19 protein-coding genes are annotated in these 22,720 nt (G+C 70.1%); 10 read left to right on the forward strand and 9 right to left on the reverse strand.

Features of this window, described 5'->3' with window-relative positions:
• Positions 1-11: 11 nt before the first annotated feature.
• Positions 12-2,384, forward strand: coding sequence for a phosphoketolase family protein (locus ACWH49_RS26250; RefSeq protein ID WP_448174402.1), 2,373 nt, complete (start codon positions 12-14; stop codon positions 2,382-2,384).
• Here the strand turns inward: ACWH49_RS26250 and ACWH49_RS26255 are convergent, their stop codons facing one another.
• The 4 genes from ACWH49_RS26255 to ACWH49_RS26270 all read right to left on the reverse strand — a co-directional run bounded on the left by ACWH49_RS26255 (position 2,385) and on the right by ACWH49_RS26270 (position 5,014).
• The gene (locus tag ACWH49_RS26255; RefSeq protein ID WP_448174117.1) at positions 2,385-3,587 is read right to left on the reverse strand and encodes an acetate/propionate family kinase; all 1,203 of its coding nucleotides are present in this window, start codon (positions 3,585-3,587) and stop codon (positions 2,385-2,387) included.
• Position 3,588: 1 nt separating this feature from the next.
• Positions 3,589-4,092 carry a DUF6265 family protein gene (locus ACWH49_RS26260; RefSeq protein ID WP_448174118.1) on the reverse strand — a complete coding sequence of 168 codons (504 nt, stop codon included), beginning with the start codon at positions 4,090-4,092 and terminating at the stop codon, positions 3,589-3,591.
• A 104-nt stretch (positions 4,093-4,196) separates the two neighbouring features.
• The gene (locus tag ACWH49_RS26265; protein ID WP_448174119.1) at positions 4,197-4,634 is read right to left on the reverse strand and encodes a signal peptide prediction; all 438 of its coding nucleotides are present in this window, start codon (positions 4,632-4,634) and stop codon (positions 4,197-4,199) included.
• Positions 4,631-5,014 carry a VOC family protein gene (locus ACWH49_RS26270; RefSeq protein ID WP_448174403.1) on the reverse strand — a complete coding sequence of 128 codons (384 nt, stop codon included), beginning with the start codon at positions 5,012-5,014 and terminating at the stop codon, positions 4,631-4,633. Before ACWH49_RS26270 ends, ACWH49_RS26265 begins: the two co-directional genes overlap by 4 nt.
• Before the next feature lie 205 nt (positions 5,015-5,219).
• Here ACWH49_RS26270 and ACWH49_RS26275 point away from each other — a divergent pair, with 205 nt between their 5' ends.
• Entirely contained in the window at positions 5,220-5,996 is a 777-nt protein-coding gene (locus tag ACWH49_RS26275; RefSeq protein ID WP_448174120.1) for a PEP-CTERM sorting domain-containing protein, read from the forward strand.
• Between the two features lie 94 nt (positions 5,997-6,090).
• On the forward strand, positions 6,091-7,167 hold the full coding sequence (locus ACWH49_RS26280) for a tartrate dehydrogenase (protein ID WP_448174121.1): 1,077 nt from the start codon (positions 6,091-6,093) through the stop codon (positions 7,165-7,167).
• 36 nt (positions 7,168-7,203) lie between these two features.
• On the opposite strand, the gene ACWH49_RS26285 is transcribed toward ACWH49_RS26280, so the two are convergent.
• Entirely contained in the window at positions 7,204-10,026 is a 2,823-nt protein-coding gene (locus tag ACWH49_RS26285; protein WP_448174122.1) for a PAS domain-containing protein, read from the reverse strand.
• An 85-nt stretch (positions 10,027-10,111) separates the two neighbouring features.
• On the opposite strand from ACWH49_RS26285, the gene cueR reads away from it, so the two are divergent.
• From cueR to ACWH49_RS26305, 4 genes are all read left to right on the forward strand, one after another.
• Positions 10,112-10,504 (forward strand): Cu(I)-responsive transcriptional regulator, encoded by a 393-nt coding sequence (gene cueR / locus ACWH49_RS26290; RefSeq protein ID WP_448174123.1) that lies wholly within the window; start codon positions 10,112-10,114, stop codon positions 10,502-10,504.
• A 136-nt stretch (positions 10,505-10,640) separates the two neighbouring features.
• On the forward strand, positions 10,641-11,360 hold the full coding sequence (locus tag ACWH49_RS26295; RefSeq protein ID WP_448174124.1) for an ABC transporter ATP-binding protein: 720 nt from the start codon (positions 10,641-10,643) through the stop codon (positions 11,358-11,360).
• The gene (locus tag ACWH49_RS26300; protein WP_448174125.1) at positions 11,357-13,729 is read left to right on the forward strand and encodes an ABC transporter permease; all 2,373 of its coding nucleotides are present in this window, start codon (positions 11,357-11,359) and stop codon (positions 13,727-13,729) included. Before ACWH49_RS26295 ends, ACWH49_RS26300 begins: the two co-directional genes overlap by 4 nt.
• Before the next feature lies 1 nt (position 13,730).
• On the forward strand, positions 13,731-14,948 hold the full coding sequence (locus ACWH49_RS26305) for an efflux RND transporter periplasmic adaptor subunit (RefSeq protein WP_448174126.1): 1,218 nt from the start codon (positions 13,731-13,733) through the stop codon (positions 14,946-14,948).
• Here ACWH49_RS26305 and ACWH49_RS26310 read toward each other — a convergent pair.
• A complete protein-coding gene (locus tag ACWH49_RS26310) occupies positions 14,929-16,953 on the reverse strand; it encodes a putative bifunctional diguanylate cyclase/phosphodiesterase (protein WP_448174127.1) in 2,025 nt (674 codons plus the stop codon). The genes ACWH49_RS26305 and ACWH49_RS26310 overlap by 20 nt on opposite strands.
• A 150-nt stretch (positions 16,954-17,103) precedes the next feature.
• Between ACWH49_RS26310 and ACWH49_RS26315 the strand changes: the two genes are divergently transcribed.
• Complete coding sequence (locus ACWH49_RS26315; RefSeq protein ID WP_448174128.1) at positions 17,104-17,760, forward strand: BON domain-containing protein; 657 nt, start codon at positions 17,104-17,106, stop codon at positions 17,758-17,760.
• Between the two features lie 10 nt (positions 17,761-17,770).
• On the opposite strand, the gene ACWH49_RS26320 is transcribed toward ACWH49_RS26315, so the two are convergent.
• Complete coding sequence (locus tag ACWH49_RS26320; RefSeq protein WP_448174129.1) at positions 17,771-18,205, reverse strand: universal stress protein; 435 nt, start codon at positions 18,203-18,205, stop codon at positions 17,771-17,773.
• 49 nt (positions 18,206-18,254) lie between these two features.
• Positions 18,255-19,073 (reverse strand): Crp/Fnr family transcriptional regulator, encoded by an 819-nt coding sequence (locus ACWH49_RS26325; protein ID WP_448174130.1) that lies wholly within the window; start codon positions 19,071-19,073, stop codon positions 18,255-18,257.
• A 300-nt stretch (positions 19,074-19,373) separates the two neighbouring features.
• Between ACWH49_RS26325 and ACWH49_RS26330 the strand changes: the two genes are divergently transcribed.
• Both ACWH49_RS26330 and ACWH49_RS26335 read left to right on the forward strand, forming a co-directional pair.
• Complete coding sequence (locus tag ACWH49_RS26330) at positions 19,374-20,081, forward strand: response regulator (protein ID WP_448174131.1); 708 nt, start codon at positions 19,374-19,376, stop codon at positions 20,079-20,081.
• A gap of 24 nt (positions 20,082-20,105) precedes the next feature.
• A complete protein-coding gene (locus ACWH49_RS26335) occupies positions 20,106-22,085 on the forward strand; it encodes a PAS domain-containing sensor histidine kinase (protein ID WP_448174132.1) in 1,980 nt (659 codons plus the stop codon).
• Here the strand turns inward: ACWH49_RS26335 and ACWH49_RS26340 are convergent.
• Complete coding sequence (locus tag ACWH49_RS26340) at positions 22,062-22,715, reverse strand: hypothetical protein (RefSeq protein ID WP_448174133.1); 654 nt, start codon at positions 22,713-22,715, stop codon at positions 22,062-22,064. The genes ACWH49_RS26335 and ACWH49_RS26340 overlap by 24 nt on opposite strands.
• Between the last annotated feature and the right edge of the window lie 5 nt (positions 22,716-22,720).

Consider the following 22,720-nt stretch of genomic DNA (forward strand, 5'->3'; position numbering starts at 1 on the left):
CCGGCGTGAGCATGCTGGACGACGACCTGTTCCGCAAGATCGACGCGTACTGGCGCGCCGCGAACTACCTGTCCGTCGGTCAGATCTACCTGCAGGCGAACCCGCTGCTCGAGAGGCCGCTGGCCCACGCCGATGTCAAGCCGCGGCTGCTCGGTCACTGGGGCACGACGCCGGGGCTGAACCTGGTCTACGTGCACCTGAACCGGTTGATCAAGCAGCACGCGCTGAACATGCTGATGGTGGTCGGCCCCGGGCACGGCGGGCCGGGCATCGTCGCGAACACGTACCTGGAAGGCTCGTACACCGAGCACTACCCGGGCATCGCGCGCAACCGGGACGGCCTGCTGAAGCTCTTCCGCCAGTTTTCGTGGCCGGGCGGCATCCCGAGCCACGTGGCACCCGAAACGCCGGGTTCGATCCACGAAGGGGGCGAGCTCGGCTATTCGCTGGCGCACGCGTACGGCGCCGCCTTCGACAACCCGGACCTGATCGTCGCGTGCGTGATCGGCGACGGCGAGGCGGAGACCGGGCCGCTCGCCGGCAGCTGGCACGCCAACAAGTTCCTCGATCCGGCCCGCGACGGGGCGGTGCTGCCCATCCTGCACCTCAACGGCTTCAAGATCGCCAATCCGACCGTGCTGGCGCGGATCGGCCGCGAGGCCTTGACGGCGCTGCTGACCGGCTACGGCCACGAACCGTTGTTCGTCGAGGGCGACGATCCCGCGCAGGTCCACCGCGCGCTCGCCGCCGCGCTGGACACGGCGCACGCACGCATCCGGCAGATCCAGGCGGCGGCGCGCGGCGGCGACGCCGCGACGCCGCCCGCCCTGCCGTGCTGGCCGATGATCGTGCTTGTCACGCCGAAAGGGTGGACGGGGCCGAAGACCGTCGACGGCCTGCCGGTCGAGGGCACGTGGCGCTCGCACCAGGTGCCGCTGGCCGACCTCCAGTCGGACGAGCATCTCGGCCAGCTGAGCGACTGGCTGCGCAGCTACCGGCCCGACGAACTGTTCGACGCCGACGGCGCGCTGATCCCCGAACTCGCGGCGCTGGCCCCGGTCGGCGTCCAGCGCATGGGCTGCAACCCGCACACGAACGGCGGCGCCGTCTGCCAGCCGCTGGTGATGCCGGACTTCCGCACGCACGCGGTGAAGGTGGTCACGCCGGGCGGCGTGCGCGCCGAATCGACCCGGGTACTCGGCCGGTTCGTGCGCGACGTGATGGCGCGCAACCTCGCGAGCGCGAACTTCCGCGTCTTCGGGCCGGACGAGACCGCGTCGAACCGGCTCGATGCGGTCTACGCGGTGACCCCCAAGGCGTGGATGGCGAGCGTGACGGACGTCGACACGAACCTGCGCCACGACGGCCGCGTGATGGAGATCCTCAGCGAGCACCTGTGCCAGGGCTGGCTCGAGGGCTACCTGTTGACCGGGCGTCACGGCTTGTTCTCGTGCTACGAAGCCTTCATCCACATCGTCGACTCGATGCTGAACCAGCACGCCAAGTGGCTCAAGGTCAGCCGCCAGGTGGCCTGGCGCCAGCCGATCCCGTCGCTGAACTACCTGCTCACCTCCCACGTCTGGCGGCAGGACCACAACGGCTTCTCGCACCAGGACCCGGGTTTCATGGACCACGTGGCCAACAAGAAGGCCGACGTGGTGCGCATCTACCTGCCGCCCGACGCGAACTGCCTGCTGTCGGTGGCCGACCACTGCCTGCGCAGCCGCCACTACATCAACGTGATCGTCGCCGGCAAGCAGCCGGAGTGGCAGTGGCTGGACATCGACGCCGCCGCGGCCCACTGCGCGGCCGGCGCGGGCATCTGGCACTGGGCCGGCAGCGAACCCGGCGCGGGCGAGCCGGATGCCGTGATCGCCTGCGCCGGCGACGTGCCGACGGTCGAGGCGCTCGCCGCCGTGACCGTGCTGCGCGAACTGGCGCCCGACCTGCGCGTGCGCGTCGTCAACGTGGTCGACCTGATGGTGCTGCAGCCGCCCGGCGAGCACCCGCACGGGCTCGACGACGACGCGTTCGACGCGCTGTTCACGCGCGACAAGCCGGTGATCTTCGCCTTCCACGGCTACCCGTCGCTGATCCACAAGCTCGCGTATCGGCGCCACAACCACGCCAACCTCCACGTGCGCGGCTACCGCGAGGAAGGCACGACGACCACACCGTTCGACATGGTGGTCCTCAACGACCTGGACCGCTACAGCCTCGCGCTCGATGTCGTCCGGCGCGTGCCGCGCCTGGCCGGTCGGATCCCGGCTGCGACCGAATGGCATCGGGCGACGATCGCGCGCCACAAGGCCTACATCGCCGAGCACGGCGACGACCTGCCCGAGATCCGCGACTGGCGCTGGAGCCCGGCCGACCGCGCCTGATCAGGATGGCGCGTCGGCCGCGGCGACGAGCGCCAGCGCGTGGCGCGCGGCGATCCACTCTTCGTTGGTCGGTTCCACCGCGACGGTGACGCGGTCGCCTGCCCACGAGATCGTCGACGCGTGGGCCGCATTCGCCGCCGCGTCGAGGCGCACGTCGAGGAAGCCCAGCTCGGCGCAGATTCGCGCGCGCATCTGCGCGTTGTGCTCGCCGATGCCGGCCGTGAAGACCAGCAGGTCGAGCCCGCCCAGCACGGCCGTCAAGGCACCGATCTCGCGGACGATGCGGCGCACGTACAGCGCCAGCGCGTCCCGCACCTGCGCGTCCTGCGCTTCGTGCGCGAGCAGGTCGCGCGGGTCGGCCGAGCGGCCCGACACGCCGAGCAGCCCGGCCTCGTGGTAGAGCATCTGACCGAGCGCCTTCGGCGACAGGCCGTCGACCTCGAGCAGGTAGAGCAGCACGCCGGGATCGAGCGAGCCGCAGCGCGTGCCCATCATCAGGCCGTCGAGCGCGGAGAAGCCCATCGTCGTCGCAACGCTCTGCAGGCCGTCCATCGCGCACAGGCTGGCGCCGCTGCCCAGGTGCGCGACGATCACGCGTCCGTGCGCCAAGGTGCCGTGCCGCTCGGGCAATGCGACCGCCATGTACTCGTACGACAGGCCGTGGAAGCCGTAGCGCCGCAGGCCGCGCTCCCACGCGGAATGCGGCAGCGGCAACAGGCGTTCGACGAGCGGCATGTGCTGATGAAACGCCGTGTCGAAACAGGCGATCTGCGGCAGCGCGGGGCTGGCCTCCAGCAGCGCCTCGATCGCCTCGAGCGCGAACGGCTGGTGCAGCGGCGCGAGCGGGATGTAGCTGCGCAGGTCGGCCAGCACGGTCCGATCGATCCGCGCGGGTGCCAGGTACCTGGCACCGCCGTGCACGACCCGATGCGCCACCGCCTGCAGCGTCCGCCCGTCGAGCCGCGCCAGCACGCGCGCCCGGATGTGGCGCAGCGCGTCGAGAAACGGATGTCCGGCCTCGAGCGCCAGGTGCGCCTCTTCTCGACCGGTCTCCCGGATGCGGGCGCCGCCGCCGATCACGTCGTCGATCTGGCCCTTCCAGAACGGCTCGCGCGCGACGCTCGCGGCGGTGGTGTCGAACAACGCGAACTTGATGCTCGACGAGCCACAGTTCAGCACCAGCACGGGGTCGGTCGTCTGCATGCTATTTCGACGCGGCGCCTGCGGGCGCATCGCAGCCGACGCGCACCATCGGGAACTCGATCGTGCGCAGCGCGCCGTTGCGCTGGCCCTCGATCCGGGCACGCAGGCGTTCCGCTCCGTCGCGGGCATAGACCACGCGTTGCGGGAAGTCATGGGTCGGGTTCTCGAACACCGCCTCCGCCTCGGTCAGGCGCAGCGCCGGGAACACCGTGGCGCTGCGACCGGACGGCTGCGCGATGAAGGCCAGCCGGCCATCCGGCAGCTCGCGCAGTTGCATGAACTCGAACGACACCGTCTGGCCCTGCTTGACCGTGCGGCTCAGCCCCAGCATCGTCCCGCCCGCAGCGTCGGTCCATTGCTCCACGGACCCCGGCTCCGCGCCCTGGCTCTGCCAGCAACTGGCAAGCCAGCGCATCTTTTCCAGGTCGCCAGGGGCGGCACCGGCGCCGGCCGCGGCGGCGGCATTGATCAGGGCGGCGAGCGCCAGCGTCGACGGTATGTTCATGTGCGGACTGTGTGGGGGACGAGGTGGAACGTTACTTCAGAACGCCGAGACGCCATCCCGGCCAGCGCGAAGTGGCAAGGATCTGCATGCCTGACCTTCGAAGTTCATTCACCGGGCTGCCCCGCAGCCCCACCGCCATCCGCGGCGGCCGCGCGGCGCGCCTGTTCCTCGAACCAGTTGCCGCGATACGGCGGTCGGCCGCGCGCGGCCGCCAGGATGCTGGCCAGCGGATAAGCCACCAGGAACAGCGGCCCGAGGATTTCGTACTGCCGCACATGGACACGCTCGTGGGCGCGCAGCAGCGCCAGTTGAACGGGAGCGGTGCCGACCACGACATGGCCGAAAGTGATCGCTGCAAAGGGCAGGCGCGCCGCGATCGAGCGGCCGAGCCCGTGGTGCACTGGAAACGAGAATTCGAGTACCCCGCCGACGCGCGCACCGCGGCCGCCGACGAGCAGCGCGAGCGCGCCGAGGCACAGCCCGATCAGCGAACACGGCGCGGCCCAGGTGACCGCCAGCAGGCGTCGCAGCCGTCGGGTCATGGCGTCATGGGGCGCGGGATGTTCTGGCCGATGCGCCACAGCACGCCACTCGGATCGAAGAGCGTGAAGTCGCACATCGCCCATGGCCGGTCTGCCGGTTCGCCGATCCGGACGCCGAACTCGGTCGCCACCGTCCTGGCGGCCTGGTGCCAGGCGTCCACGTCATCGACCAGCAGGTGCATCTGGAAGTTGTCGGCATGCGCCTGCACGAAGAAGTCCTGCAGCAGGAAGCTGGACTCGCCGCAGCGCAAGTACGCGACATCCTGGTGGACCGATGCGCACGTGAAGCCAAGCGCTTCGTAGAACCGGATCGAACGTGCGAAGTCCTTCGCCGGGACGAATGCCTTGATTTCAACGGCCGTCAGAGAAATCCGGGTCATGCCGTGCAAGCCTGTTGAGGATGGGTGTTCAGCGCGTCCGGGACATGCCCGGGCCGGCGCGGTGGCGATCAGCTTACCTCGTGCGCTCATCCCAAGAATGAAGAGTTGACAGTGTGATGGTGGGCCGATACGTTGGCCGTCGATCAAAGCCCGCGGCCCTGCACCGGGTGCACGCGACGTCCGACACCAACGAGGAGAACCTTCCATGAACCACTGTCGTGGCCACGCCTTCCTTTCCGTCGGTGCGCTCCTTGCCGCGCTCGCCAGTCCACCGGCGATGGCCGACCCGATCTTCTGGACCGACTGGACCGGCACGAACACCGCCACCACCGGCTTCCAGGGCCAGGGCACGATCACGACCAACACCACCACCATCACGGTGACGTACACGAACGCCAACGGCATCGGCTTCTACCAGCCGAGCGGCGGCACCGACTACTGGATCGGCGGCTCGGGCGCCACCTCCCCGTACACGAGCGCGGCCGTCGACAACCGGCCGACCGGGACGGACATCGTCGCGCTCAGCAGGGCCGGCACGCAGACCTTGAATTTCTCGCAGGCGATCGCCAACCCGGTCTTCGCGTTCGCCAGCCTCAACGGCAACGGCTATGCGTTCGACCAGGACTTCGAACTCCTCAGCCTGGGTGGCGTCGATGGCAACGCCTGCGGCTACTGGGGCTGCGGCGGCGCCAGCAAGGTGATCGTCGATCTCGGCAACGGTCACTTCGAATACCAGCTGAACAGCAACGGCGTCGGCGGCAGCGAGCCGCACGGCACGCTGCGCTTTCTCGGCGCATTCGACACGCTGACCTGGCGCAGTTCGACCAACGAATTCTGGAACGGCTTCACCGTCGGCGTGCAGGGCTCGGCGGACGAAGTGTTTCCGCCCGTCCCGGGCATTCCGGAGCCGTCCACGGTCATCCTGATGGGCGCCGGCCTCGGCCTGCTGGCGCTCGCCGCCAGGCGGCGCAGCGCCCGCTGAGACCTCCGATTCCGGCGGCGGGCCGGCGCGACACCGTGTTCGGCGGGAGCGACTAGCATTCGCTCTCCCGACACTGTCCAGCGAGGCCCGCCCGATGACCCAGCCGCTCAAGATCGCCGTGATTCCCGGAGACGGGATCGGCAAGGAAGTGATGCCCGAAGGCCTGCGGGTGCTCGAGGCGGCAGCGAAGCAGTTCGAACTCGATCTCGCGTTCACCCACATCGAGTGGGCCAGCTGCGACTACCACGCACGGCACGGCCAGATGATGCCGGACGACTGGAAGGCCCAGCTCGAGGGCATGGACGCGATCTTCTTCGGCGCGGTCGGCTGGCCGGCCACCGTGCCCGACCACGTCTCGCTGTGGGGCTCGCTGCTGAAGTTCCGCCGCGAGTTCGACCAGTACATCAACCTGCGCCCGGTGCGCCTGTTCGAAGGCGTGCCCTGCCCGCTCGCGGGCCGCAAGGCCGGCGACATCGACTTCTTCGTCGTGCGCGAGAACACCGAGGGCGAGTACACCAACCTCGGCGGCGTGATGTACGCCGGCACCGAGCGCGAGATCGTGATCCAGGAGTCGGTGTATTCGCGCCATGGCACCGACCGGGTGCTGAAGTACGCGTTCGAGCTGGCGCAGTCGCGCCCGCGCAAGCACCTGACGGTCGCGACCAAGTCGAACGGCATCGCGATCAGCATGCCGTGGTGGGACGGCCGGGCCGATGCCGTCGCGGCCGGCTACCCGCACGTGACAGTCGACAAGCAGCACATCGACATCCTCTCGGCGCGCTTCGTGCTGCAGCCGACGCGCTTCGACGTGGTGGTGGCGTCGAACCTGTTCGGCGACATCCTGTCCGACCTCGGCCCCGCCTGCACCGGGACGATCGGCCTGGCGCCGTCGGCCAACCTGAACCCGGAGCGCAACTTCCCGTCGCTGTTCGAGCCGGTGCACGGCTCCGCGCCGGACATCTACGGCCGCAACATCGCCAACCCGGTCGCGATGATCTGGTCGGCCGCGCTGATGCTCGACTTCCTCGGCGCGCGCGCCGCGCACGACGCGATCGTCCGGGCGATCGAGGCCGTGCTGATCGAGGGGCCGCACACGCCGGACCTGGGCGGCCAAGCGTCGACGACCGACATGGGCCGGGCGATCGCCAGCCGGATCGTCAGTCGGGCCTGAGAGGCGCTGCCAGCGGCGAGGACGCCGTGGGCCGCGTCAACGGCCGGCGCGCGGAAACAACGCGACGACATCGTCGATGTCGGCCGGCTTCACCACATGGTGATCGAAACCGGCCTCGGTCGTGCGGCGGCGCTGCTCCTCCTGGCCCCACCCGGTCTGCGCGATCAGCGTCATGCCGGGGCCGCCGGGCAGCTGCCGGATGCGGCGGCACAGTTCGTAGCCGTTGAGCTTGGGCATGCCGAGGTCGAGCAGCGCCACGTCCGGCGACCACTCGGCGGCCATTGCCAGCGCCTGTTCGCCGTCGTAGGCGACGCGCGTCTCGTGCCCGAGGTCCTCGAGCAGCAGGGCGATGGTGTCGGCGATGTCGGTGGAGTCGTCGGCGATCAGCACGCGCAAGCGATGTTCGCCATCGGATCGAAGCGTTGTCGGTGCCGCGGGAACAGGCCGCTGGGCCGCGTCCGCCGGCAGCGGCAGGCGCACGCTGAACGTGCTCCCCAGGCCGAGACCGGGGCTGCGCACCGAGATCCCGCCGCCGTGCATCTCGACCAGCGCCTTGGTCAGCGCCAGGCCGATCCCCTGCCCGCCCTGGTTCCCGCCCTCGGCCTGCAACTGGCCGAACATCTCGAAGATGCGCTCATGGTTCTCCGGCGCGATGCCCACGCCGCTGTCGCTGACGCTCACCACGGCCGCGTCGCCGTCGCGCGCGAGCCGCACCTCGATCTGCCCCGCCCCGGGCGTGTACTTGACGGCGTTGATCAGCAGGTTCGAGAAGATCTGCGCCATCCGGGTCATGTCGCCCTCGATCGCCAGGCCACGATCGGCCAGTTCCACCGACAGCCGGTGCCCGCCGGCCAGGACCAGCGGCTGGGCGATCTCCTGCGCATGTTCGAGCGCCTCGGCCAGGTTCACCACCTCGCGCCGCAGCCGCAGCTCGCCGCGGTTCAGCCGTGACAGGTCGAGCAGGTCGTCGAGCAGGCGCGTCATGTGGGCCACCTGCCGCTCGATGACGTCGCGGCACCAGGCCAGGCGCGGATCGGGCACCGTGACCTGGTGCAGCGCATGCGCGGCACTGCGGATCGGCGCCAGCGGATTGCGCAGCTCGTGGGCCAGCGTGGCGATGAAGTTGTCCTTGCGGCGGTCGGCGTCGCGCAGGAACTGCTCGACCTTGCGGCGCTCGGTGATGTCCATCGTGATGCCGAAGTTGCGCACCGGGCGGTCGAACTCGTCGTACTCGGCCTGGCCGCGATGGGACAGCCAGGCCTCGGTGCCGTCGGGGCGCAGCGTCCGGAACTCGTGGACGAACGGGCGCCGCCGTGCGATGGCCTCGGCCCGGCTGCGCACGAACTCGTCGCGGTCGTCGGGGTGGATCAGCGCAGCGACGCTGTCGCGCGTGGGCACGAAGGTCTCCGGCGTCACGCCGAACAGCGCGTAGGTTTCGGGCGACCACCAGAGTCGGTCCTCGACGATGTCCAGCTCGTACGCGCCCATCTGGCCGGCGCTCATCGCCAGCCCGAGGCGCGCGCGCTCGACGCGCAGCCGCTCGTCGGCGGCGCGCTGCTCGGTCGTGTCGGCCATGATGCTGACGAGGCGGCGCGCCTCGCCCTGCGGCCCGCGCTCGGTGACCAGCCCGCGCCCGGCCAGCCACAGGACCTTGCCGTCGGGGCGCACGACCCGGTAGGCGGCGGGAAACGAATCCTGCGTCTGCGCGATCTCGCGGTAGTGGCGCGCCGTCTCCCGGTCCTCGGGGTGGATGGCGGCGATGTACTCGTCGTCGGCGCCCCCCACATGGCCGATGCCGCCCGGCAGCGACAGGCCGAACAGCGCCATGCCCTCGGCCGACCAGCGCCGGACATTGGTGGTGTAGTCGGTCTCCCAGGAGCCCATCCGGCCGGCGTTGAGCGCGACCCGGAACTGCGACTCGCTGCGGCGCACCGACGCAAAGGCCAGCGCACGCTCGGTGACGTCCGCGCCGCTGACGAAGATGCCGCTGATCCGGCCGTCCTCCTGCCGGATCGGCTGGTAGACGAAGTCGACATAGCGCTCGGGCGACGGGCTGCCTGCCGCCGCGGGCGTCATGTAAGGCGCCTCGGTCGCGATGTACGGTTCGCCGGTCGCGAACACGCGGTCGAGCAGATCGACGTAGCCCTGCCCGACCACCTCGGGCAGCGCCTGCGCCACGGTCTTGCCGAGCAGCTCGCGGTCACCGACCAGCCGCCGGTAGGCCGGGTTGACGGCGACGAAGCGGTGTTGCGGGCCCTCGAACATCGCCATGAACGTGGGCGATTGCTCGAACAGCTGCGACAGGCGGTCGCGCTCGGAGCGCAGTTGCGTCGCGAGCTGCACGTTCGCGGTCGTCTCGGTGCACACCACCAGCACGCCACCGACGCCGCAGGGCGCCTGCTCGTCGTCGATCGGGCTGTAGCTGTAGGTCCAGTAGACGTCTTCCCGGCGCCCGTTGCGGGTGATCGGAACGAGCTGGTTGACGTGCCAGGTCGCGCCGCCGCCCGACATCACCTGCTCGATCTGCGGGTCGATGATGTCCCAGATCTCGGCCCAGACCTCGCGCGCCGGACGGCCGAGCGACTGCGGGTGCCGCTCCGGCCCGATCGACTGGCGGTAGGCATCGTTGTAGAGGCACGCCCGTTCCGGTCCCCACCAGATGTACATCGGATGGCCGGTATTGAGCAACACGCGCACCATCGTCCGCAGCGTCTGCGGCCAGGCCGCCGGTGGGCCGAGCGGGGACGCCGCCCAGTCGTGCCCGCGCATCAGCGCGCCCATCTCGCCGCCTCCGGCCAGGAACGACGGGGCCTCGACGTGGGGGTCGGGGGCGGCGGGCAGTGCGTTCCGGTCGTCCATCAACCATTCAGCATAGCCGAGAAGGCCCTGCCGAGGCCCCGCGGTCTAGACTCGTCCCGCAGCAGCATCCAGGGCGCAGGTCATGATGAACATCGGTGAAGCGGCGAAGGCCTCGGGCGTGTCGGCCAAGATGATCCGGCACTACGAAGCACTGGGCCTGTTGCCCGAAGCGCGTCGGAGCGAGGCGGGCTACCGCCAGTACGAACCCGCCGGCGTGCACACGCTGCGTTTCATCCGCCATGCGCGCGACCTGGGCTTCTCGCTGTCGGAGATCGCGCAGCTCGTGAGCCTGTGGCAGGACCGCAAGCGGCCGAGCCGCCAGGTCAAGGCGCTGGCCGAGGCGCACATCAGGGACCTGGAGCAGAAGGCGGCGGAAATCCTCGCGATGAAGGTCGCGCTCGAGCACCTGGTTCGCTGCTGCCGCGGTGACGACCGACCGGACTGCCCGATCCTGGACGGCCTGGCGGCGCCGCGTTGACGCCGGTCAATGCGGCGGTCCGGCTTGTTCATACGATGAGCGCAACTCGTTGAACGGCGGTGCGCGCCCGTGGTGCGCACCGCCCATTCACCATGTGCTTCTCCGCCTCCGCGAGCCCGTCAGCCGGCCGCCCGGCATGAACGATACCGGCGACGCCCCGGTCTTCGAGGTGCGCGGGCTGACCAAGACCTACCGCACCGGCGAGGTCGAGGTGCAGGCGCTGCGCGACGTCGATCTCGATGTCGCGCGCGGCGAATTCATCGTGCTGCTCGGCCCATCGGGCAGCGGCAAGTCGACCTTGCTGAACATCCTCGGGGGCCTGGACGTGCCGAGCGCGGGACGGGTCAACTTCGGCAGTCAGGACCTGAGCGCGGCGACCGAGTCGGAGCTGACGGCGTTCCGGCGCCGCCACGTCGGCTTCGTGTTCCAGTTCTACAACCTGATCCCGAGCCTGACGGTGCGCGAGAACGTCCAGCTCGTCACCGACATCGCCGACGACCCGATGCCGGCCGACGAAGCGATCGACCGGGTCGGCCTGACGCCGCGCCGGGATCACTTCCCGGCCCAGCTCTCCGGCGGCGAGCAGCAGCGGGTCGCGATCGCCCGGGCCATCGTCAAGCGCCCCGACGTGCTGCTTTGCGACGAGCCGACCGGTGCGCTCGACTACCAGACCGGCAAGCTCGTGCTCGAGGTCATCGCCCACATCAACGAGGAGCTCGGCACGACCGCGATCGTCATCACCCACAACGCGGCGATCGCCGGCATGGCCGATCGGGTCGTGTACCTCGGCGACGGGCGCATCCAGCGCGTGGTGGCGAATGCGCACCGGGTCAAGCCGGCGGAGCTGTCCTGGTGAAGGCGCTCGACCGCAAGCTGCTGCGCGACCTGCGCCTGATGTGGAGCCAGGCGCTGACGATCGCGCTGGTCGTCGCCAGCGGCATCGGCGGGTTCGTCACCAGCCTGTCGGCCGTCGATTCGCTCGCGCTGGCACGCGATCGCTTCTACGCGCAGGGGCGCTTCGCCGACGTGTTCGCCGCGGTCAAACGCGCGCCCAACAGCCTGGTCGAGGTCCTGCGCGAGGTGCCCGGCGTCGCCGATGTCCAGGCCACGCTGGAGGAGGTCGTGCGGATCGAGATCCCGGGCCTGTCCGACCCGGTCATCGGCCAGCTGATCGGCATCGACCGCCGTGTCGCGCCGCGCATGAACCGCGTGACCGTGAGCCGGGGCCGCGCGCTCGACAGCGGCGATGCCGCGCACACCGACGGCAGCCTCGAGGTGCTGGTGTCGGAGGGCTTCGCGCAGGCGCGCGGCCTGGTCCCGGGGGCGCGTCTGTCGGCGCTGGTCAACGGCCGGCAACGCGATCTCGTCATCGTCGGCACCGCGCTGTCGCCCGAATTCATCTTCGCCGGCCTGTGGGGCATGCCGGACACGCGCGGCTTCGGCGTGTTCTGGCTGGACCGCGACGCGCTGGCCGGCGCCTACGACATGCAGGGCGCGTTCAACCGCGTCGCGCTGAAGCTCGCACCCGGCGCGTCCGAACCCGCGGCGATCGCGGCGGTCTCGCGCGTGCTCTCGCGCTACGGCGGCCGGGAGGCGCACGGCCGCACGGAACAGACCTCCCACGCGATGCTGGACAACGAGATCAAGGAGCAGCGCGTGCTGGGCACGCTGCTGCCGGCGATCTTCCTCGGCGTCGCGGCGTTCCTGCTCAACGTCGTGGTCTCGCGCCTGGTGGCGACCCAGCGCGAGCAGATCGCCGCGCTCAAGGCGCTGGGCTACCCGAACCGCTCGATCGGGCTGCACTACCTGAAGTTCGTGCTGCTGATCGTGGCGGTCGGCCTGGTGCTGGGGATGGCGCTGGGCGACTGGCTCGGCACCTTGCTCACGGGCCTCTACGCCGAGCTGTTCCGCTTCCCGGCGTTCGAGCACCGGATCGCGCCCTGGCTGGTCGTCGTGAGTGCGGCCATCACGATCGCGACCGCGGTCGTGGGCACCCTGAACGCGATCTTCGCGACGGTGCGTCTGCCGCCGGCCGAGGCGATGCGCCCGCCGGCACCGGCGCACTACCGCCACACGCTGCTCGAGACGCTCGGCGTGCGGCGGATCGCCCCGGCCACGCGGATGATCCTGCGCAACATGGAGCGGCAGCCTTGGCGCACGGCGCTGTCGATCGCCGGCGTCGCGGCGGCCGTCGCGATCGTGATGCTCGGCAACTTCTTTCGCGACGCGATCGACGTCGTCGTCGACTCGCAGTTCAACCTGAGCCTGCGCGGCGACGTGACGGTCTGGACGGCCGAACCGGTCGACGATGCGGTGCGCCACGAGCTGGCCCGGCTGCCCGGCGTGACGCAGGTCGAGTCGACCCGCTTCGTGGCAGTCAACTTCGTCCACGGCCACCGCCGGGAGCGCAGCATGATCCGCGGCTACGCGGGCCGCGCCGAGCTGTACCGCGTCATCGACGTGGACCTGCACGCGACGCTGCTGGAGGGTCGGGGCCTGGTGCTCACGGATCGCCTGGCGGACAAGCTCGGATTGCGCGTGGGCGACACCGTGCGCGTCGAGGTACTCGAAGGCCGCGAGCGCGTCCTCGAGCTGCCGGTGCGCGCGACGGTGCGCGAGATGATGGGCCTGAACGCCTACATGGACCGCCGCGAACTCGACCGGCTGCTCGGCGACGGCGATGTCTCGACCGGATTCGTCCTTGCCGCGCAGCGCGGCGGCGAAGTCCGCGTGCTCGAGGCCAGCAAGGCGCTGCCGCGCATCGCCGGCGCGTGGAGCAAGGCCACGATGCTGCGCAACATGGAGGAGATCAGCGCGCGCAACGTGCGCATCATGAGCACGATCCTCAGTGCGTTCGCGAGCGTCATCGCGGTCGGCGTGGTCTACAACAACGCCCGCATCGCGCTCGCCGAGCGCGCCTGGGAGCTGGCGAGCCTGCGGGTGCTGGGCTTCACGCGCGCAGAAGTCTCGGCGCTGCTGATGGGCGAGCTGGCGATCGTGGTCGCGGTCGCGCTGCCGCTGGGCATGCTGCTCGGCTGGGGGCTCACCCACCTGATCACCGAACTGCTGCGCTCCGACCAGTTCTTCTTTCCGGCGGTGCTGCGCGCGCGCACCTGCGCCTGGGCGGCCCTGTGTGTGGTCGCGGCCGGTACCGCCAGCGCGCTGGTGGTACGCCGGCGCATCGACCGGCTCGACATGGTGTCAGCGTTGAAGACGAGGGAGTGAGATGAAGAAAGCCACAGGGTTCACCCTCGGCGTCGGTGTCGTGCTGGCAGTGGCCGCCACTGCCTGGGCGCTGGCGCCCCGCCCGATCGAGGTGGAGGTCGCGCAGGTCACGACCGGGCGATTCGAGGCCACGATCGACGAGGACGGCAAGACCCGCCTGCGCGACCGCTATGTCGTCTCGGCACCGCTGGCGGGACAGCTCGCGCGCATCGCGCTGCGCGAGGGTGACCCCGTCGATGCCGACACGGTCGTCGCGACGCTGATGCCCGCCCTGCCGGCCATGACGGACGAACGCACACTGCGCGAGCAGCAGTTGCGGGTCGAGGTCGCCGAGGCGCAGGTGCGGCGCGTGAACGCCCGCGTCGAGGGCGCGCAGGTCGCGCTTGCACAGGCGACGAACGAACTGCGCCGCAGCGAACAACTCGCCGGCGACGGCTTCGTTTCGCCGACCAAGCTCGACACCGATCGCCTGGCGGTGCAGGCCGCGAAGAAGGACCTGGACGCGGCGCGCGAGGAACGCCACGTCGCCGGCCACGAGCTGGAACAGGCTGCCGCCGCGCTGATGGCCGTGCGGGCCGGCGCCGGCGCGCGCGACCGGGCCTTCGCCGTGCGCGCCCCGATCGCCGGGCGCGTGCTGCGCGTCGTGCAGCCGAGCGAGACGACCGTGGGTCTCGGGGCACCGCTGGTCGAGATCGGCGACACGCGCGCGCTCGAGGTCGTCGCCGAGCTGCTGACCACCGATGCGCTGCGGGCCACGCCCGGCACCCGGGTCCGGATCGAACGCTGGGGCGGGGATGGCCTGCTCGACGGCCGCGTGCGCCTGGTCGAGCCTTCGGCGTTCACCAAGGTCTCGGCGCTCGGCGTGGAGGAGCAGCGGGTCAAGGTGCTGATCGACATCACCAGCCCGTCGGCGCGGTGGGCCGCGCTCGGCGACGGCTTTCGGGTCGGCGTGCGCATCGTCACGACCGAGGTCGCCAACGCCGTGAAGGTGCCGGTCAGCGCGGTGTTTCCGACGCCGCAAGGGGACGCTGGCCACCCTGGCGGCATGGCGGCGTTCGTGCTGGACCAGGGCCACGCCCGCCTGGTCGCGATCCGCGTCGGCGAACGCAATGCCACCGAGGCGTCGATCCGCGACGGCCTGGCCCCGGGGGCCAGCGTGATCGTCTACCCGCCTCCGGGCGTGAAGGACGGGTCGCGGGTCAAGGCCCGCGCCGTGTGACTCCGCCCACGGCCACGAGCGCGCCCTGCAGCAGGGCGGTCACCGACTCCGCGCTCATCGGCCGGCCCAGCAGGTAGCCCTGGACCTCGTCGCACCCGGCGGAGCACAGCAGGGCCAACTCGCTCTCGCTTTCGACACCTTCGGCCACCACGCGCATGCTCAACGCGTGCGCCATCGAAATCATCGCGGCCACGATCGCGCGGCTGTCTTCCTGGTCGCGCAGGCAGTGGATGAAGGTCTTGTCGATCTTGAGCGTGTCCACCGGCAGCTGCCTGAGCATGCCGAGGGACGAATAGCCGGTGCCGAAGTCGTCGATCGCGATCAGCACCCCGAGCGCGCGCAGGGCGTGCAGCACCTCGCCACTGCGTTCCACCGATTGCAGCATGGTCTCGGTGATCTCGAGTTCGATGACGCCGCCGCACGCCGTCAGGTCGTGCGCGGCAAGCGTCTCGCGGGTGAGCTCGACCAGGTGATCGTGAAGCACATGGCGTCCGGACACGTTGACGGCGACGCGCACCCGCGCCAGCCCCAGGTCGAGCCAGGTCCTGGCCTGGGCGCAGGCCTGGCGCAGCACCCACTGCCCGATGACGTTGATCAGGTCGCTCTCTTCGGCAATCGGAATGAAGCGGTCGGGCGGCAGCAGTCCCTCCTGCGGGTGCCGCCAGCGCAGCAACGCCTCGACGCCGACGCAGCGCCGTGTCGCGGCGTCGAACTGAGGTTGGTACAGCAACAACAACTCGCCGCGCGCGATCGCCGAGCGCAGGCCCGATTCCATCGACAGCCGTTCCATCGCGCGCTCGGTGATCTCGCGCGTGAAGAATTCAAAGGTGTTGCGACCACGCTCCTTGGCGCGGTACATCGCGGAGTCCGCCGCCTTGGTCAACGCCTCGGTCGAGTCGCCGTCGTCCGGGAAGACCGCGATGCCCACGCTGGCCGAGACGACGACCTCGCGTCCCGCGATCGACAGCGGCCGCGACACCGCCGCGATGATCTTCTGCGCGAACGCGGCCATGACTTCGCTCTGGTCGAAGTCCTCGAGCACGACCGTGAACTCATCGCCACCGAGCCGGGCCACGAGGTCCTGGTTGCGGACGGTGGACCGCAGCCGCCGCGCGACTTCGACGAGCACGGCGTCGCCGGCGGCGTGCCCCATCGAATCGTTGATCCGCTTGAAGCGATCGAGGTCGATGAAGAGCAGGCCCACCTTCCGGCCATGACGCCGGGTCCGGTCGATGCGTTGCTGCAAATGGCCAGAGAACAGGAGCCGGTTCGGCAGGTCGGTGAGGGGATCGTGATGGGCGAGGTGCGTCAGTTGCTGCTCCGCGCGCTTGATCGGCGTGATGTCGGACAGCATCGCCACGTAGTTCGTTACCTTGCCGGCGCCGTCCCTCACCGAACTGATGTTCTCCCACGCGGGATAGACCTCGCCGTTCTTGCGGCGGTTCCAGATCTCGCCCTGCCATTGGCCGGTGGTCAGCAGGCTGTGCCAGATTTGCCGGTAGTACACGGCATCGTGGCGGCCCGAATGCTGAAGGCCCGGGCGCTTGCCGATCGCGTCGCTCGCATCGAACCCCGTGATCGACGTGAAGGCTGGGTTGACCGCCAGGATGACGCCGTCCGCATCGGTGACGATGATCCCTTCGCTCGCGTTCTCGAAGACCACCGAGGCCTGACCCGACTCGACCAGGGCGCGCTGCTGCGCGGCCGCGCGGCGCGATTCGAAATGCCGCTGCATGCGCCGCTGCAGCTTGTGCATGCCCACGACGGCGGCCAGGGCGATGGCCGCCGCCAGCAGGGGCCCGCGCCAGGCGTTCAGCGCGATGCTCCTCGTGGCGCCGCCCACGCGGGCCGCCCCGTCGCGCCCCAGTCGACGATCAGGGATGTCAGCCGCGCCACACCACCATCGCGGAGCAGCCCCCTTGCGCGCCCGATCGACATGTCGACTCCATGAGGTTGTCCCCCTTGCCAACGATTGTTGGCCCTCACGCGAAGGGCCATTTGACACACGTCAACGGCAGGTGCGCACCGCGCGCCGCAGGGTGAAGGACCGGATTGATTCGGCTCAATTCGCACCGGAAGCGAACCGAGCACGATAGCCCTCGGCGCACCGCGGTTCCCGAGACGTTCGATGCGCCGCGGTACCGGAGGACAGGACATGAAGACAGACGCGCAAGTGAAGAAGGACGTGATCGCCGAACTCGACTGGGACCCGTCGCTCAACGCGACACGAATCGGCGTCGCGGTCAAGGACGGTGTGGTCACGCTCACAGGTCACCTCGACACCTACGCCGAGAAGTACGCGGCGGAAAAGGCGACGCAGCGGGTGCAGGGCGTCAAGGGCATCGCGGTCGAGATCGACGTGACGCTCGATCCGAGCCACCGGCGCAGCGACACCGAGATCGCCGCGGCCATCGAATCGGCGTTCAAGTGGCATTCGCTGGTCCCGGCCGACCGCATCCAGATCATGGTCGAGAAAGGCTGGGTGACGCTCAAGGGAGACGTGAGCTGGGAGTACCAGCGGCGGGAAGCGGAACGCGCAGTGCGACCGCTGACCGGCGTGGTCGGCGTGAGCAACGGCATCACGCTGAAACCGGGCATCGTTCAAACCAACGTGGCCGACCGCATCCGCGAGGCGCTGGTGCGCCATGCCGAAGAGGCGGCCAAGGGCATCGAGGTCAAGGTCGCCGGCTCGTCGGTGACGCTGCGCGGAGCGGTGGCGTCGTGGAGCGACGTGAGTGCCGCCTCGTCGGCCGCTTGGGCAGCACCCGGCGTCACCAGCGTCATGAACGAACTCAAGGTGCAGCCCTCCTGAAACGACAACGCTACGGCACCAGCAGCACAGGGTGCCGGGCCAGGCACAGGACGCGCTGCGCCACCGAGCCGGGAACCAGGCTCCCGCCGCCGACCGAATCGCTCCCGTGCGCACCCATCACGATCTGGTCGACACCTTGCGTCGTGGCGGTTCGAACGATCTCCTGCGCGGGGGCGCCCTCGAGCGCGAGCATGCCGTGCAGGGACACACCGCACCCCAGCGCCCGCGACTCCGCCTCCAGCAGCAGCCGGTGCTGCGCGTGCCGCTGGGTCGCCTTGAAGGCCTCGCGCTGCTCCGGCGCCATCACCGCCACGCACGGATCGGTGCCGACGACGTTGACCAGGACGATCTCCAGCGGCACGCCGCGCCGCGTCCATTGCCCGAGAACCTCGATCGCCTTCAAGGCTTGCGGTGAACCGTCGACCGCCACGAGCAGCTTCAACACGGTCGGCCTTCCGCGCTCCGCCCCGGCCGAGCCGGTCGCACTGTCGGGCTCACGCCGCGCGCCGGACTGCGCAGTTCAGCTCCTTGCGGCTCGCGTCGTCGATCTGGCGACGCGTGCCGAGCGAGAAGTGCCGCAACTGCTCCATGTCGACGATGCGGACCTCGCGATTGGCCACCGTCAGCAGCCCCCAGGCCGCCAGCGCGGTGAACGAGCGGCTGACCGTCTCGTGCGCCACGCCGAGGTAGCTGCCGATGTCACGGCGCGTCATGCGCAACACGAAGCGGTGCGGCGACTGCCCCGACTCCAGCATCCGGTGCGACAGGTTGAGCAGGAAGCGTGCGAGGCGCACTTCGGCCGCCACGGCGGCCATCATGTCGGCAATCTCGCCTTGCCGCACCAGCGCCTCGCTGACGGCCCGATGGACCACGCGCGCCAGGACGGGGCAGGTGTCGAGGCGGCTTTGCAGCGAATGCACGTTCAACACGAATACGCTCGAGTCCTCCAGCGCCACCGCTTCGCTCGGGTGGGCCGCCCCGCTGATCGCGTCGAATCCGAGCACCTCCGTCTTGCCGTAGAACCCGAGCACCTGCTCGTAGCCGTCGAGCCCGGTATGCAGGGTCTTGAAGGTGCCGCTGCGAACGAAATAGATCGAGTGGGCCGGCAGCCCCTCGCGGAAGAGGGCCTCGCCGGCGCCGACGCGGCGGACGAGGACGGCGATGTCCGGAACCGCGCGCTCCTCGATGTTCACGCACATGAGGCGCAGCAGGTCCGCGAGCGCGCCCCGTCCGCTGGGCGTTCCTTCGGCAGGCACCAGCAACTTGACGTGGCTGGCCGGGGACGGATCAGCGAGGGCGCGGAGGTCGTTCATTCCAGGGTCCGGCAGACATCGATGCACCAAGAATGACATCCGGTCGTCGCGCCGCCTATCGGAAGCGCAGCCCATTTGGACCTGTGGTGCGCTGAAGGCCGGCCGCGACTTCGCGCGCCGCCGTTCAGGCTTTTCCGAACGCCCGACCATTCCGGGCGCGGGAGACCCGACTTTCCCCGGGTGGTGTCGGCGGCGAATACCCCTAAGCTTCGATTGTTGATGTTTGTCAACTGAGCGAGCGATCGGACCCCTCGCCGCCGTGAGCGGCGGCCCTACCCTTGGCATATGAACGCGCATGCGATGCAGACCCCCCCGCGATCGAGCCACGCCCGCTCGCTGTTGCTGGTCGATGACCACACCATCGTCCGCGAAGGCATCAAGCGCATTCTCGAGCCGCTCGCGGACTGGGTCGTCACCGAGGCCGCGACCGGCTTCCAGGCGCTCGACCGCCTGCGCCAGGAGACCTTTTCGCTGGCGATCGTGGACCTGTCCATGCCGGGGATGCCCGGGCTGGACCTCATCCGTCGCATGAAGTCCTCGTACCCCGCGATGGCCGTGATGGTGCTGAGCATGCACGCGGAGGAGCAGTACGCGATGCGCGCGTTCAAGGCCGGCGCGAACGGCTACCTGACCAAGGACAGCGCTGCTGCCGAGCTCGCCGCCGCAGTCGTGAAGGTCGCCGACGGCGGGTCCTACGTCACCGCGAGCCTGGCCGAGCGCCTGGTGCAGCAGCTCAGCGGCGTGGCACGCGCGCCGCGCCACGACAGCCTGTCCGACCGCGAGCTTGACGTGGCGCAGCGCATCGTGGCCGGCCAGCGCCTGACCGACATCGCCGACGCGCTGCACCTGTCGGTCAAGACGGTCAGCACCCACAAGAGCCGCATCCTCGACAAGCTGCAGCTGCCGAACTCAGCGGCCCTGATCCGCTATGGACTCGAGAACGATATGGGTGCAAACGATTCCGGCCTCGGCGCACTCGCCCGGTCGATGCCCGAGGAAGAGATCTGATGGCCGATCGTCGCCGCCTCCTCCATGCTCGACAAACGGCACGTGCCCCTTCGCCGTAAGGCGGGGGGGCGCCGGGCCGCCACGGGCCAGGCGGGACGCGCGCTGCGCGCGCGAGGCGACGCGCTCACCGAAGGCATCGTCGGTGCGGCAAGCGTGGGCATCATCACCATGGACTCGCGGCAGCGGATCCTCACGATCAATCGGGCGGCCTGCGCGATGTTCGGCTACGCAGCCGACGAGTTGCTGCGTGGTCCGCTGACGAAACTGATGCCCGAGCGTCACCGCGCCAGCCACGAATCGGATGTCCGACGCTTCGGCCTGGAGGGCCCGGCGCCGCGCCACATGGGGCGCGAGCGCGACGTGATGGCGCTGCGCGCCGACGGCACCGAGTTCCCCGTCGATGTCGCGATCTCGCGGGTGCAGATCGGCAGAGAGCGACTCTTCACCGCGGTGCTGCGCGACATCTCAGAGCGCCGGCATGCCGAGGAAGCGTTGCGCCACAACGAGGCGTCGCTGCGACGCCTCCTGCAGGCCTTGCCCGAGGCCGTGCTGGTCGTTCGCGATGACCGCATCACCTTCGTCAATCGCGCTGCCGAACTGCTGCTGGCCCGCGACGAGCGGGAACTGCTGCACTCCGATCTGCTCGTGCTGGTCCACCCCGACTCGGTCGATCTGGTGCGCTCGCACTTGCTCAAGCCCGACGGGGCCGCCGCCGCTTCGCCGGTCACGCGCATTCAGGTCCTGCGCCCGGACGGGGCGGTGCGGGTCGTCGAGGCCGCCTCGACCTTCTTCGAGGAGCAGGTGAACGGCGCTATCGCGGTGGTGATGCGCGACACCAGCGAGTTGGCGCAGGCCCGGCAGGCCCTGTCGGAATCGCACGCCACCCTGCGGCGGCTGATTGCCGCGCAGGACAGGGTCCAGGAAAACGAACGCCGGCGCATCGCCCGAGAACTGCACGACGACCTGCAGCAAGCGCTGGCCGCCATCCGCATCGACATCACGGCGGCCGCGAACCGGATCGCTGCCGCGCTGCCCGACGTGGCCCAGTTGCTCGGCGAAACCGGCGAGCTGGCCGGTACCGCGATGGAGTCGACGCGCCGGATCATCAACGACCTGCGGCCGCAGATGCTCGAGGATCTCGGACTGACCGACGCGCTCGAGGCGCTGCTGTCGCAGTTCCGCCGGCGCTTCCGGATCGAGTGCGTGTTCAACGGCACGGACGATGGCCCGCCCGACTCGCCGCTCGCGGCGTCGGTTACCACCTGCCTGTACCGCGCGGCGCAGGAGGCGCTCGGCAACGTCGCCAAGCACGCCCACGCCGGGCGGGTCGAGGTGACCTACCGGCGCACGCGCACCGGCGACATCCTGCTGCGGATCCGCGACGACGGCTGCGGCACGGCGATCGCGGCGCCGCGGCATCCGGGTTCGTTCGGCATGCTCGGCATGCAGGAGCGGGTGCTCGCCATCGGAGGCACCATGGCCGTGACGAGCACGCCCGGCGTCGGCACGACCATCGACGTCCGCGTGCCGGGCCCGTGGGAGACGCGCGTGCCGGGTCCATCGGCGGCGCTGCTTCTGGCGCCCCCGGCCACCCCGGCACCGCCGCCGCACCTGCTGCCCGCCATCATCGACGCGCTCGGCGGCAACGTCGTTTTGATCGACAAGGGCGGCGCCATCGTGCTCGTCAATCGCGCCTGGCGCGCCTTCGCCGCGCAGTGCGGCGACCCGGAGATGCGCGGGTGCGGACCCGGCGTCAACTACCTCGACGTCTGTCGGCACAGTGCGGCGAGCGATCCGATGGCGCAGGTCGCGCTGCGTGGCATCACCGAGGTGCTGGATGGTCGAGCCGTCGAGTTCTCGATGGAGTACCCGTGCAACTCCCCGACGCAGGCCCTGTGGTTTCGCATGCACGTCGCACCGATCGATGCGCACAGCTTCCTGGTCACGCACGTGAACCTGGATCGCCTGCCCGGCGTTCCGTCAGCTGGCATGGTCGCCCTGTAGGTGCACGTCGAACCAGCTGGCCGACAGCTCGGCCACGCTGTCGATCGCACCTGGACCCTTCAACGTTCGGGACAGGCCCGGCAGGATCTCGAAGCGCCGCACGCAGTGCAGCCGTCGGTAGGCGACCCGGTTGACCTCGATCAGGTGCCGATCCTCGGAACCGACGACGAACAGCGTGGCGGCCTCCAGTTCCGACAGGCAGTCGAGCGCATGGTCCGGGCGACCGGCATGGAACACCAGTCCAGCGAGCTGATCCGACCGCACGGCCGCCGCGATCACGGCCGCGGCAACACAGGACCCGGCGGCCGACAGGCCCATCGCGAGATCGCGCGTCGTCCGGTGCGTCACCGCCCAGTCGAGCACGTCCGCGATGCGTCGGCCCGCGCGACCCTGATCCACCGGCCGCCGGCCGTCGTTCGGCTCGAAGAGCGCCGGAAACCTGAACGTCGCCATGCCGCGCCGGCGGCAGGCCCGTGCAACGCCGTCGGACAGTTCGTCGCGCGACCCAGCCGCGCGGCCGCCGCCGCCGGGCAGGATCACGACCAGCGATTGCGCGCCCTCGGGAATCGACAGCAGTCCGGGCCATCCGGGCGGGCCCGGGAGCTCCGGTCGATTCAGCATTGCGACCATGCCCG

Source organism: Rhizobacter fulvus, assembly GCF_964020785.1.